Origin of the sequence: uncultured Pseudokineococcus sp. (assembly GCF_947499845.1) — a bacterium.
In the GTDB taxonomy this organism is placed as follows: domain Bacteria; phylum Actinomycetota; class Actinomycetes; order Actinomycetales; family Quadrisphaeraceae; genus Pseudokineococcus.
In genome coordinates, this window is record NZ_CANMPM010000011.1 from 1 (window position 1) to 12446 (window position 12446).

Annotated in this window: 11 protein-coding genes; 9 read left to right on the top strand and 2 right to left on the bottom strand. The window is 77.6% G+C overall.

Annotation, left to right across the window (positions count from 1 at the left end; genetic code table 11):
* The first annotated feature begins 214 nt into the window (after positions 1 to 214).
* From asnB to Q0789_RS11260, 3 genes are all read left to right on the top strand, one after another.
* Positions 215 to 2047, top strand: coding sequence for an asparagine synthase (glutamine-hydrolyzing) (gene asnB, locus Q0789_RS11250; RefSeq protein WP_298805185.1), 1833 nt, complete (start codon positions 215 to 217; stop codon positions 2045 to 2047).
* A gap of 126 nt (positions 2048 to 2173) precedes the next feature.
* A complete protein-coding gene (locus Q0789_RS11255; RefSeq protein ID WP_298805187.1) occupies positions 2174 to 3409 on the top strand; it encodes a cysteine desulfurase-like protein in 1236 nt (411 codons plus the stop codon).
* A 7-nt stretch (positions 3410 to 3416) separates the two neighbouring features.
* Entirely contained in the window at positions 3417 to 3977 is a 561-nt protein-coding gene (locus tag Q0789_RS11260) for a GNAT family N-acetyltransferase (RefSeq protein ID WP_298805189.1), read from the top strand.
* A 51-nt stretch (positions 3978 to 4028) separates the two neighbouring features.
* Here the strand turns inward: Q0789_RS11260 and Q0789_RS11265 are convergent, their stop codons facing one another.
* Complete coding sequence (locus Q0789_RS11265; RefSeq protein ID WP_298805191.1) at positions 4029 to 4781, bottom strand: TetR/AcrR family transcriptional regulator; 753 nt, start codon at positions 4779 to 4781, stop codon at positions 4029 to 4031.
* A gap of 571 nt (positions 4782 to 5352) precedes the next feature.
* Between Q0789_RS11265 and Q0789_RS11270 the strand changes: the two genes are divergently transcribed.
* The 4 genes from Q0789_RS11270 to Q0789_RS11285 all read left to right on the top strand — a co-directional run bounded on the left by Q0789_RS11270 (position 5353) and on the right by Q0789_RS11285 (position 9069).
* Positions 5353 to 5691 carry an ANTAR domain-containing protein gene (locus tag Q0789_RS11270; RefSeq protein WP_298805195.1) on the top strand — a complete coding sequence of 113 codons (339 nt, stop codon included), beginning with the start codon at positions 5353 to 5355 and terminating at the stop codon, positions 5689 to 5691.
* Positions 5692 to 5828: 137 nt separating this feature from the next.
* A complete protein-coding gene (locus Q0789_RS11275) occupies positions 5829 to 6743 on the top strand; it encodes a manganese catalase family protein (RefSeq protein WP_298805197.1) in 915 nt (304 codons plus the stop codon).
* Between the two features lie 465 nt (positions 6744 to 7208).
* Positions 7209 to 8033, top strand: coding sequence for a GAF and ANTAR domain-containing protein (locus tag Q0789_RS11280; protein WP_298805199.1), 825 nt, complete (start codon positions 7209 to 7211; stop codon positions 8031 to 8033).
* Positions 8034 to 8076: 43 nt separating this feature from the next.
* On the top strand, positions 8077 to 9069 hold the full coding sequence (locus Q0789_RS11285; protein WP_298805201.1) for a quinone oxidoreductase: 993 nt from the start codon (positions 8077 to 8079) through the stop codon (positions 9067 to 9069).
* Between the two features lie 65 nt (positions 9070 to 9134).
* Here the strand turns inward: Q0789_RS11285 and Q0789_RS11290 are convergent, their stop codons facing one another.
* The gene (locus tag Q0789_RS11290) at positions 9135 to 9416 is read right to left on the bottom strand and encodes an STAS domain-containing protein (protein ID WP_298805203.1); all 282 of its coding nucleotides are present in this window, start codon (positions 9414 to 9416) and stop codon (positions 9135 to 9137) included.
* 344 nt (positions 9417 to 9760) lie between these two features.
* Here Q0789_RS11290 and Q0789_RS11295 point away from each other — a divergent pair, with 344 nt between their 5' ends.
* Together Q0789_RS11295 and Q0789_RS11300 are read left to right on the top strand one after the other, a co-directional pair.
* A complete protein-coding gene (locus Q0789_RS11295) occupies positions 9761 to 10234 on the top strand; it encodes a hypothetical protein (RefSeq protein WP_298805204.1) in 474 nt (157 codons plus the stop codon).
* 64 nt (positions 10235 to 10298) lie between these two features.
* Positions 10299 to 12437 (top strand): S8 family serine peptidase, encoded by a 2139-nt coding sequence (locus tag Q0789_RS11300; protein WP_298805206.1) that lies wholly within the window; start codon positions 10299 to 10301, stop codon positions 12435 to 12437.
* Positions 12438 to 12446 lie beyond the last annotated feature (9 nt).

Sequence of the window (12446 nt, forward strand, 5' to 3'; positions counted from 1 at the left end):
CGACAGGGGCGATCAGTCATACCGGACCTGGCGACCAGGAACCCCCTCGACGAGGGAGCGCGAGGAAGGTAACGGGGCCGCGAGGTCGAGGCGGCAGCCGCCGCGAGCCCTCCGGATGACCACATCCTCGATGTCGCAGCGCCGCACCGCGTCCGGCGTGCCTAGCCTGGCCCGCGGCCCGGCGCGCACGCGCCGGCCGGGAGGAGAGCGGACCATGTGCGGCATCACCGGCTGGGTGTCCTTCGAGCGGGACCTGGGGGAGCCGGGGCACCGCGCCGACGCGGAGGCCATGACGGCGACCATGGCGTGCCGGGGACCGGACGCCGAGGGCCTGCACGTCGAGCGCCACGCGGCCCTCGGGCACCGCCGGCTGGCCGTCATCGACGTCGAGGGCGGCGCCCAGCCGATGTCGGTCCGCACCGACGACGGCGAGGTCGTGCTCCTGCACAGCGGGGAGATCTACGGCTTCGAGGACCTGCGGGCCGAGCTCGTCCGCCGCGGGCACCGCTTCCGCACGCGCAGCGACACCGAGGTGGTCCTCCACGGGTACCTGGAGTGGGGCGAGGCCGTCGCCGAGCACCTCGACGGCATGTTCGCCTCGGCGATCTGGGACGGACGGGTCGAGCGCCTCGTCCTCGTCCGCGACCGGCTCGGCATCAAGCCGCTCTACTACGCCGAGACGCCGGACGGCGTCCTCTTCGGCTCGGAGTCCAAGGCGCTGCTGGCGAACCCGCTGGGGGACCGCACGGTCGACCTGGACGGGATGCGGTCGATGCTCAGCCTCGCCGTGCCGCCGGGCGCGTCGCTGTGGCGGGGCATGCGCGAGGTGCTCCCCGGGGGCCTCGTCGTCGTCGACCGCGACGGCCTGCGCGAGCACCGCTACTGGACGCTCGCGACCCGGCCCCACACCGACGACCTGCCGACCACGCTCGAGACCGTCCGCGGGCTGCTCGAGGACGTCGTCGCGCACCAGACCGTCTCGGACGTCCCCCGCTGCACCCTGCTCTCGGGCGGGCTCGACTCCAGCGTGCTGACGGCGCTGGCCGCGAAGGCGCTCGCCGCACGGGGCGAGCAGGTGCGCAGCTTCGCCGTCGACTTCGTGGGCGAGGGTGACGGGGAGGGCGCCACGCCGGACAGCCCCTTCGCCACGGAGGTGGCCGAGCACGTCGGCACGCGGCACGAGCGCATCGTCCTCGACCACCTGGCCATGGCCGACCCGTCGGTCCGCCGCGCGGTCATCGCCTCCCGCGACAGCCCCGTCACGTGGGGCGACATCGACTCCTCGATGTACCTGCTCTTCAAGGCCATCCGCGAGCACTCCACGGTCGCGCTGTCCGGGGAGGGCGCCGACGAGCTCTTCGGCGGGTACGAGTGGTTCACCCACCCCGAGCGGCGGGCGCACGACAGCTTTCCGTGGATGGAGGTGCTCGTCCGGCGGTCGCAGGCCCAGCTCTCCTCGCGGCTCAGCGGCGACCTGCGGGCGGCGCTGGACCTGCCCGCCTTCGTCGACGCGCAGTACGCCTCCGCCGTCGCGGAGGTGGGGCACCTCGACGGGGAGAGCGAGGAGGAGCGGCGCTACCGGGTGATGTCCTACCTCGCGGTCACCCGCATCGAGCGCTCGCTGCTGGAGCGCAAGGACCGCCTGAGCATGGCCGTGGGCCTGGAGGTGCGCGTCCCGTTCTGCGACCACCGGCTCGTCGAGTACGTCTACAACGTGCCGTGGGCGATGAAGAGCTACGACGGCCACGAGAAGAGCCTGCTGCGCGGCGCGGCGGGCGACCTGCTCCCCGCGTCGGTCCGGGAGCGGCGCAAGCTGCCCTACCCGGCCAACCCCGACCACGACTACACCCGGGCGCTGCTGCAGCAGGGCGCCGACCTGCTCGCCGAGGGCCACCCCGTCCTGGAGCTCGTCGACGACGGGTGGCTGCGCGACGTCGTGCGGCGGGACCCGGCCGAGACCCCCCTCGGCGTGCGCGCCGGCGTCGAGCGGGTCCTCGGGCTCGGCGTCTGGCTGGACCTGTACCAGCCGCGGCTCGTGCTCGACTGACGTCGGCGCGACGGCCGCCGCGCGGGCGTTCCCGCCGCGTCGGGGACGGCTCGTCGGGGTGGCCCGGAGCGGGCCGGGGCGCGTCGCGGGCTGCCCCGTCCCGTCCCCGGTGCCAGGGTGGCGGGCGTGAGCGACACGAGCACCGCACCGCCCCTCGACCTCGACGGCCTGCGCGCGCAGGTGCCCGCCCTGGGCGAGGGCATCGCCTTCTTCGACGGCCCGGGCGGCACGCAGGTGCCGGCGCCGGTGGCGGACGCCGTCGGCGCGATGCTCGGCTCGGCCGTCTCCAACCGGCACGGGCCGCACCACGCCAGCCGCCGGGCCGAGGAGGCCGTGGCGGCGGCCCGCCACGCGGTGGCCGACCTCGTCGGCGGCGTCCCCGAGGGCGTCGTCCTCGGCCCGTCGATGACGCACCTCACGTACGTCATGGCGGGCGCGCTCGCCAAGGGCTGGGCCGAGGGCGACGAGGTCGTCCTCACGCGGCTCGACCACGACGCGAACGTGCGCCCCTGGGTCCAGGCGGCGGCGCGGGCCGGCGCGTCGGTGCGGTGGGTGGACGTCGACCCCGCGACGGGCGAGCTGGTCGAGCCGCTCGCGGCGGTCACGGACCGCACCCGGCTCGTGGCCGTCACCGGCGCGAGCAACGCCCTCGGCACCCGGCCGGACGTGGCCGCCATCACCGCCGCGGCGGACGCCGTGGGTGCCACCTCCTACGTCGACGGCGTGCACCTCACGCCCCACGCGCCCGTCGACGTCGCCGAGCTGGGCGCCGACCTCTACGCGCTGTCCCTGTACAAGCTCATGGGCCCGCACATGGCGGCCGTCGTCGCGGACCCCGTCCTCCTCGAGGGGCTGCAGCCGGACAAGCTCGTGCCCGCCTCGGACGCGGTGCCGCTGCGCTTCGAGCACGGCACACCGCCGTTCGAGCTCATGCCCGGCGCCACCGCGGCGGTCGACCTGCTCGCCGGCCTGGTGCCCGGCGCCCCCGACGACGACCGCCGCACCCGCGTGGTCCGCTCCGCGGCCGCCCTCGAGGCGAGCGAGGAGCGGGTCTTCGCCCGCCTGCTCGACGGCCTGACGGGCACGGACGCCGTCACGGTGGTCGGGGCGCCGGCCCGCCGCACGCCCACGGTCTCCTTCCGCGTCGCCGGCGCGAGCCCCCGCGAGACCTCGCGCTGGCTGGGGTCACGCGGCGTCGCCGTGAGCGACGGCGACTACTACGCGCGCGAGCTCGTCGAGGTGCTCGGGCTCCGCGCGTCCGGCGGGATGGTGCGCGCCGGCGTCGCGCCGTACACGAGCGACGACGACGTCGACCGCCTGCTGGCCGCCGTCGCCGAGGTCGCCGACGGCGCCCGGGTGTGAGGGGGGCGTGACGAGCGCACCGGCGCGGCTGCGGACGGCCGCCCTCGACGACGTGCCCGCGGTCGTGGCGCTCGTCGAGCGCGCCTACCGCGGCGAGGCCAGCCGGGGCGGGTGGACGACGGAGGCCGACCTCCTCGACGGGCGGCGCACCGACGAGGCGTCGGTCGCCGAGCTCGTGGACGCGCCGGGCTCCGCGGTGCTGCTGCTCGAGGACGGCGCCCTCCTCGCCTGCTGCCACGTGCGCGTCCTGCCCTCCGGGGGCGGGCCCCGGCGGGCCCACGTGGGCATGGTCGCCGTGGACCCCGCCCGCCAGGGCGGCGGGACGGGCCGCGCGGTCCTCGACGCGGCCGTCGAGCACGCCCGCGGGCTCGGCGCGCAGGTGCTCGAGATGACCGTCATCACCCAGCGCACCGAGCTCGTGGCCTGGTACGAGCGGCGGGGGTGGCGGCGCACGGGCGAGCAGCGGCCCTTCCCCTACGGCGACGAGCGCTTCGGGCGACCCCGGCGCGAGGACCTGGCCTTCGACGTCCTCGAGCGCTCCCTCCTCGGGCCGTCCGCGGGCCTCTGACGACCCGCGGGCGCGCGGCGCCCCCGCTCACGGCACGGGCGCAGCGCCCGCTCACGCGTCGACGACGTCCTCCTGGCTGCGGAAGCAGCTCTCGAGGACGGCGGTGAGCGCCTGGGAGCGCGCCGTCGAGGACAGCGAGCCGGCGCGGCGGGAGCCGCTGAGGTGCACCGCGCTCAGCAGGCCGGTGATGCTCGCCACGGCGATGACCCCCTCCGGCGGCACGGACTCGTCCACGACCCCCTTCGCGGGCGCACCGGCGGACGGCGGCACCGGACCGCCCCCGCCCGGCCCCCGGGCCCCGAGGACGGCGCCGTCGGCGCGTGCGCGGGCGGCGGCCATCTCGCGGGCGACGCCCAGCGCCACGAACTCCGACCAGGTGTCCTCGACCCGCTGGGCGACGCCGTCGTCCGTCGCGGCGGTCCGCAGCAGGGAGCGCCAGTAGTCGCGCGTCTCCGGGTCGTCCCAGCAGCGCTCGACGAGCCCGGCGAGGTAGGCGGCGCGCTCGGCGCGCGGCAGGGCCGCCATCGCCTCGAGCTGGTCGTCGAGGGCGCTCGGCCGCCGCACGACCTGCTCGAAGAGGTCCTGCTTCGTCGAGAAGTAGTAGCGGACGAGCGCCGGGTCGCAGTCGGCGTCGCGGGCGATGGCGCGCGTCGAGGCGCCGTCGTACCCGTGGTCGGCGAAGGACCGCACGGCCGCCTCGGTGATGCGGCGCCGGATCTCCCCGCGGGCGCCGCGGGGGCCGCGGGTCGCGGCGCTCGCGGTGGGCGCGGCGGGGGAGGCGCCGTCCTCGGTCGGGTGATCCACCGTGCTCGTCCTCCACTACGTCGTACACCAGCCCCTGCGGGGTGCATCATCACCCGAGGTCGCCCCCGGCGCCCGGCGCCGTGCCGGTGGGCGTCGCGCTCCTCGGATCGCGCGGGTGCTCCTACGCTGGGGAAGTCGCGGTCCAGACGACGGGCGGCGACCGAGGGCGGCGCGGAGGGGGGACCCGTCGTGGACGCAGACGTGAGAGAGCGCTCCCATGGCCCCTCCGGACGTCCGGCGCCGCACGTCGCCGAGGTGGCGGTCGCGCGGCGGGTGGCCGAGGAGGTCTCGGCCGACCGGGTCGCCCTCGTGCTCCCTCACGGGCGGCGACCACTACCCCGTGCGCGGCTCGGACGCCGTGCTCGTGCGGCTCGCCGAGCAGGAGCGGCTGGCCGGCGAGGGCCCGGGCACCGACGTCGCCCGGACGCCGCGCGACCTGCCTGGGCGACATGCACGAGGCCGTCGCGCGGTGGCCGGCGCTCGCCGTCTGCGGTCCGCCGGCGCAGGTGCGGACGCTGCAGCTGCACCCCCTCCTCGGCCGCGGCGGAGACGACCGCCCGCAGGTGCTGGGGTGCTCGCCCTCAGCCGCTCGCAGGTACGCCCCTTCTCCCCGGCCGAGACGGCGGTGGTGGGCCGCCTGGCGGACCTGCTCTCCCACATGCTGCAGGCGCGGGCGCTCGACGACCTGGCCGCCGACGAGGCCGGCCGCCTCGGGGGGCGGCTGGACGAGGTGCTCGACCCCTCGGCCCACGTGCTGCCGCTGGCGGTGGGCCACCTCATGGTCCGCGAGGGCCTCAGCGAGGACGAGGCGCTCCTGCTGCTCGAGCGCCGCGCCTCCGAGTGCGGCCGGTCGGTGGACGACCTGGCGCGCGAGCTCCTCCGCAGCGGAGCGGACGCCGCGGAGCCCTGAGGCCGGAGCCCTCGCGGGGGGCGGACGGTCGTCCGCCGAGGAGGTCCGACGGGCGGGTCCGGTGCCGGAGGAGCACGCTCGTGGCGGGGGCTGGAGCAGCGCGGCTCCCCGGCACCTCGCGCACCGCAGGAGGCCCCATGTTCCGCCACGTCAAGGAGCTGCAGTTCGAGGCGAAGCCGGAGAAGCCGGACGCCCTCTACGCCATGAAGTTCCAGGAGATCCTGGGCGGCCAGTACGGCGAGATGACCGTGATGATGCAGTACCTCTGGCAGGGGTGGAGCTGCCGCGTCCCGGGCAAGTACAAGGACATGATCATGGACATCGGGACGGAGGAGATCGCGCACGTCGAGATGCTCACGACGATGCTCGCGCGGCTCCTCGAGGGCGCTCCGGCCGAGACGACGGCGGCCGCCGCCGCCGCCAACCCCGTCCTCGCCGCCACCCTGGGCGGCCAGAACCCCCAGCAGGCCATCGTCGCGGGTGGCGGTGCCATGCCGACGAACAGCATGGGCGTGCCGTGGAACGCCGGCTACATCGTCGCCAGCGGCAACCTGCTCGCCGACTTCCGCGCCAACGCGGCGGCCGAGGCGCAGGGCCGGCTCCAGACGTCGCGCCTCTACGGCATGACGGACGACCCGGGCGTCAAGGCCATGCTGAAGTTCAACTTGGCGCGTGACACCTGGCACCAGCAGCAGTGGCTCCTCGGCATCGAGCAGCTGATCGAGGAGGGGTACTCCGAGGTCGTCGAGCACTCGAACGCCGAGGACGAGGACCAGCGCTGGAACAAGGCGTTCTACTCGCCCAACGCGGGCAGCGCGGCGGGCGAGGGCCGGTGGGCGCAGGGGCCGACGCTGCTCGGCGACGGCGACATCGAGTACGTCGCGGACGCCCCGCCGCTCACCGACGACGACGGGACGCTGCCGGCGCCGGACCCGAACCTCTTCGCGACGTACGACGGCTCGCAGGGCCCCGGGACGCCGGGCACGCCCGGCGGCCGGGCGAAGGGGGCCGCCGAGGGCGTCGTCGGCAAGATCAAGGACGCGCTCGACTGAGCCGGCGGGCCCGCCCGCGGCGCTCGCGACGCCCGGGCGGGCCCACCACCCGCACCGCCGCCCCCGCGCGACCCACCAGCCCGGAGGCGACGAGGGAGCCCTCGACGACACCGGCGTCGTCGGCTCCCTGCTGCCCGCTCGCGCAGGCACCCAGCGTCCCGTCCTGGGACCGCCGTCGTGCTCCAGCGGGGCGAGGGGGCGCAGGGGCAGACTAGGGCAGGCGGGGCGCGTGGTGCCCGGTGCGGTCGAGCGGCCGGTCTGCTGGGGCTCTCGTCCGGAGCCGGGCGCCGGTGCACCGCGGTCGGCGGGACAACCGGTACCTTTCCTCCGCCCGCGGAGGCGGGGCGCTCGCCGCCCCGCCGAGTTGAGACGCCAGCTCGCGCGTGGCCGCCGTCGGGGTCTGGCCGTGCTCTGGCGAGCGAGGGTGAGCGCCGCCAGGCGCACGAGGCCGCAGGACCACCGCGCATGTCGTCGCACGACCCCCGCGAGCCGCACCACCGCACCCCGGACCACTCGTCCCCGCCGTCCGCGGCCTCCGCGGGCGCTCCCGCACCCGGCGCAGCGGCGCACCCCGCGCTCGCCGCCCTGGGTCAGATCCCGCTCGACCAGCCGCTGGGGCACGTCCTGCAGCAGGTCTGCGACCTCGCCTCGCAGGTGCTCGTCGACGTGGACGCCCTCTCGGTGACGCTCGTCGACGAGGCCGGCGGCGCCCGCAGCGCCGCCTTCGCCGGCGTCGTCGCGGCCACGCTCGACGAGCGGCAGTACGAGGACGGCTTCGGGCCCTGCATGGACGCCGCGCGCTCCGGCGGGGTCGTCCGGATCCGCGACACGGACGCCGACGCCACGTACCCGGGCTTCAGCGCGCTCGCGCACCGCCACGGCGTGACGTCGGTCGTCTCGGTGGGCGTCCCGTGGGCGGACCGGGTCGTCGGGGCGCTCAACCTCTTCAGCACCGGTGGCGCCGTGCTCGACGACGACTCCGTGGAGGTCGCCGGGGTCTTCGCCGGGTACGCGGGCGCCGCCCTCGCGCACGCGGCGCTGCTCACCTCGACGGCGGAGCACGCGGGTCAGATGCAGGAGGCGATGCGCTCGCGCGCCGTCATCGAGCAGGCCAAGGGCGTCCTCGTCGCCGCCCTCGGGCTCGAGCCGGAGGCGGCCTTCGCCGAGCTGTCCCGGCGCAGCCAGCGGACGAACACCAAGCTGCGCGACGTCGCGGCGCAGGTGGTGGGGCAGGCGCTGGAGGCGCACGCCGACCCCGGCGTCGACGCCGACGGCGGTGACCGCGCCTGAGGTCCGCCGGGCGGGGCCGCGGCGCGGGCGGCACGCTCGGGCCATGAGAGCAGCGCAGGTCCGGCGCACGGGCGGCCCCGAGGTCGTGGAGGTCGTCGACGTCGAGGAGCCGCGGCCCGGGCCGGGCCAGGTGCTCGTCGAGGTCGACGCCGCCGGCGTCAACTTCATCGACACCTACCAGCGCAGCGGCACCTACCCCGTCACGACCCCCTTCGGCCTCGGGCTCGAGGGCGCCGGCCGGGTCGTCGCGGCGGGCGAGGGCGCGGACCTCGCCGAGGGCGCGCTCGTGGCGTGGAAGCAGGCGCCGGGCAGCTGCGCGGAGCGCGTCGTCGTCGACGCCGCGGAGGCCGTGCCCGTGCCCGACGGCGTGGACGCCGAGACGGCGGCCGCGCTCATGCTCCAGGGACTGACGGCGCAGTACCTCTGCGCGTCGACGTACGCCGTGGCGCCGGGCGACGTCGTCGTCGTCCACGCCGCCGCGGGCGGCGTGGGCCTGCTCCTCACCCAGATGGTCGTGCTGCGCGGCGGGCGCGTCCTCGCGACGACGTCGACGCCGGAGAAGGCCGAGCTCGCCCGGCGCGCCGGCGCCGAGGAGGTGCACGGCTACGAGGACTTCGCCGCGCGGGCCCGCGAGCTCACCGACGGGGAGGGCGTCGCGGCCGTCTACGACGGCGTGGGCCGGGCCACCTTCGCGCAGGGCCTCGACGCGCTCCGCCCCCGCGGCACCATGGTGCTCTTCGGCGGCGCGAGCGGGCAGGTCGAGCCGCTGGACCTGCAGCAGCTCAACGCGAAGGGCTCGCTGTACGTGACCCGGCCCTCGCTCGCGGCGTACACGCGCACCCGCGCGGAGCTGCTCGAGCGGGCCGGCGCCGTGCTCGGGTGGGCGGAGCAGGGGCGGCTCTCGGTGCGGGTCGGCGGGCGCTACGCCCTCGAGGACGTCGCCCGGGCCCACGAGGACCTCGAGGGACGCCGGACCACCGGCAAGCTCCTCGTCCTGCCCGAGGGCGCGGCCGAGGCGGAGCTCGGGCGGAGCTGAGCGGTCGAGCCCTCCCGCGGGGCGGCGCGGTCGGTCGGCGCGCGGTCGTGCGGGTCGGGGCGCGGTCAGGCGGCGTGGGGGCCCGTGGCCGACCGCAGGAGCGGGCTCGCCGGTCCGGCGACCAGGCGGGCCAGCCCGTCGACGGCGTCACCGGTGCGCGAGAGGCGCACCCGGTCGCCGCCGAGGACGAGGCAGCGCTCGAGCGCGGTCAGCCCGCAGCAGTCGACGAACGCGACGGCGGAGACGTCGAGGACGACGTCGGCGCCGCCGTCGACGAGGGCCAGGACGTGGTCGGCGAGGCCCGGGGCGGCGGACAGGTCGAGGTCCCCCGAGAGCCGCACCTCCACGGACGGGCGCCGGGGACGCCGTGCGCGGGGCGTGGTCGACCGGTCGGTGGTCGACCGGGGGGTGGTCGACCGGGCGGTGGTCGATCGGGTGCGCGGGGCTGCGGTGGCGGTGGTCACGTCGTCTCCCGGGGCCGGGGTCGTCGTCCGCGGGCGACCTGGTGCCCCCAGGGCACACCCGCGGGCCGTGAGGGACGTGGGCGCCGGCTGGTGGTCTCCTGGACGACCGGGACGCCCCCGCCGGGAACCGCGCCGGGACGGCGGTGCGTCCCACCGCCATGAGGACCGGGAGCGGGACGGCGACGCCGCCGAGGGGGCCGGCAGGTGGGAGCTCGGCACGACGGGCCGTGCTCGTGCTCGCCGTCGCGGCCGCGTGCGGGGCCTGCGGGGACGGGGGAGCGCCCGTGGCCGGCGGACCGGCGTCACCACCCGCCCCGTCGACGTCGCCCGCCCCGTCGACGTCACCCGCCCCGTCGACGTCGGCAGCGCCGCCGCCGACGGGCAGCGGCGCGCCGCCGTCCGCCCCCGGCGCGGGGCCCGCGGCGGGCTCGTGCCTGGCGGCGGTCGAGGTGGCGGGGAGGACGTACGTCTGGTGGGAGCCCCCGTCGGGCGTCGAGCCGCCGCCGCCGACGGGGCCGGAGCTGGCGGCCGTCGTCCTGCCCTGCGGGGACGCCGCCCTCTACGAGGGCGTGCCGACCACGCCGTCGCCGGTACGGGTGCGTGCGCTCGCGGGCGTCCCGGTGGAGGAGGCCGTCTTGCTCGACGGACGCGTCCACCTGGCCGACCCGTCGTCCCCGCCGGCGGCGCTCAGCGCGCCCTGACGCGGCAGCGCCGTTCGTGCGGAAGGCCTCCACTCCCCGACCCGGGCGACCGATGATCCGTGGCGTGACCCGAACACGCCGCGCCGGCACGACCCTGCTCACCGCTGCCGCCCTCGCGCTGCCGGCGGCCGCACCGGCCACGGCGACGCCCGCGGTCGTCCCCGCGCCGACCGCGGTCGTCGAGCAGCTCGAGGGCGTGCTGCCGGAGGAGGTCGCGGAGGACCTGCCCGCCCGGGCGGCGGCCGAGGTGGCCGACGCTCTCGTCGAGGACGGTGACGGCGCCGTCGTCGCGCTCGCCGTCCCGACCGACGACGGCGGTCTGACGGTCGAGCGCGTCCCCGTGGAGCCCGCGGAGGCGGCGGACGTCGTCGAGCTGCTCGAGGCGCTGCCCTCCGTGGAGGCCGCCTCGGTCGACTCCCGCGTGCGCGCCATCGGCGAGGTCACGACCTCCGCGCAGGTCAGCGCCTCCGCCGCGCCCGACCCCCTGCGCAGCCGGCAGTGGGGCCTCGACGCCCTCGGCGCGGAGCGCCTGCGCGCGCTCGCCGCCCCGGACGCACCCGTGGTCGCGGTGGTCGACACCGGCGTCGACGGCCGGCACCAGGACCTCACGGGTGCGGTGCTGCCCGGCCTGGACCTCGTCCGGCCCGGCGGAGACGGCTGGCGCGACGAGAACGGCCACGGCACGCACGTGGCCGGCACGGTCGCCGCCCTCGTCGGCAACGGGCTGGGCGGCCAGGGCGTCCTCGCCCGCGCCCGGGTGCTCCCGGTCCGCGTCCTCGACGGCGCGGGCGAGGGCTACACCTCCGACATCGCCGAGGGCGTCCTCTACGCCGCGGAGCAGGGCGCCGACGTCGTCAACCTCTCCCTCGGCGGTCCCGGACGGGACCCGGTGCTGGCGGCGGCCGTCGCCCACGCCGTCAGGAGCGGGGTCGTCGTCGTGGCCGCCATGGGCAACGAGGGGCAGGAGGGGTCCCCGACCTCCTACCCCGCCGCGCTCCCGGACGTCCTCGCCGTGACCGCCCTCGACCGCACCCGGGCGCGGGCGCCGTACTCGTCGCAGGGCGGGCACGCCGACCTCGCGGCGCCCGGCTCGGACGTCGTGTCGACGATCCCCGGGAACCGGTACGCGAGCGCCGACGGCACCTCCATGGCGGCCCCCCACGTGTCCGCGGCGGCCGCCGCCCTGGCGGCGGCCGTCCCCTCGGCGACGCCGACCGAGGTCTCCGCCGCCCTCACCTCCACGGCCGACGACCTCGCGACCCCGGGGCGCGACCCCGGCACCGGGTACGGGCTCGTCGACCCGGACGAGGCGATCGCGCTCCTGCGCGCCAGCACCGCGGTGCTGCCCGCGGTGCCCCAGCGACCCGTCGTCACCTCGAGCGACCGTCGCGCGGTCGTCTCGTGGTCAGCGCCCGCGACCACGGGTGGAGGGGGCCGGCCCACCTGCTACGAGGTGGAGGTGCGCGGGAAGGGGCAGCCGGTCCAGCACCCCGTGCTCGACGCGGGGACGACGACCTGGGCGGCCACCGGGCTCGTCAACGGCCTCGGCTACGAGGTCCGGGTGCGCGCCCGGAACGATGCGGGCGTCGGGCCCTGGACGTCGACCGTGGTCGCCCGGCCGGCCACGAGGCCGTCCGCCCCGCGCGGCCCCGCCGTCCGCGACGGGGACCGCTCGGCCGTCGTCAGCTGGTCGCCCCCCTCCTCCCACGGCGGCTCGCAGATCACCCGGTACGACGTCGTCGTCCGCGGCAGGGGGCAGCCCGAGCAGCGGCTGAGGACGACGGCCCGCTCGCTGCAGGTCACCGGCCTCGTCAACGGGCTGGGCTACGAGGTCCGCGTGTCCGCGGTGAACGCCCAGGGCGGGTCCCCCACCGCCTACGTCGTCGCCCGACCGCGGACGCTGCCCTCGGCGCCCCGCTCGCCGTCCGCGTCGAGCGGGTCGACCCGCGACCGGGCCGCGACCGTGACGTTCCGCTGGGCGGCCCCGAGCTCGCACGGCGGCGCGGCGATCACCGGGTACCGCGTGGTGGTGCGCGAGGACGGCACCACCCGCGACGTGACGCTCACCGCGCCGAAGGGCGCGACGTCGCTCACGGCGAGCGGCCTGCGCCGCGGCGCCGGGTACACCGCCGTGGTCCGGGCGGTGAACGCGGCGGGCACCGGCCCGGCGTCGGCGCGCACGGCCACCGCGACCGCCCGGTAGCCGCCGCCG

What these genes read in the sequence shown, in the direction of transcription:
- asnB (WP_298805185.1), top strand. Translation starts at nt 215, where the DNA reads ATGTGCGGCATCACCGGCTGGGTGTCCTTCGAGCGGGACCTGGGGGAG.
- Q0789_RS11275 (WP_298805197.1), top strand. Translation starts at nt 5,829, where the DNA reads ATGTTCCGCCACGTCAAGGAGCTGCAGTTCGAGGCGAAGCCGGAGAAG.
- Q0789_RS11280 (WP_298805199.1), top strand. Translation starts at nt 7,209, where the DNA reads ATGTCGTCGCACGACCCCCGCGAGCCGCACCACCGCACCCCGGACCAC.
- Q0789_RS11285 (WP_298805201.1), top strand. Translation starts at nt 8,077, where the DNA reads ATGAGAGCAGCGCAGGTCCGGCGCACGGGCGGCCCCGAGGTCGTGGAG.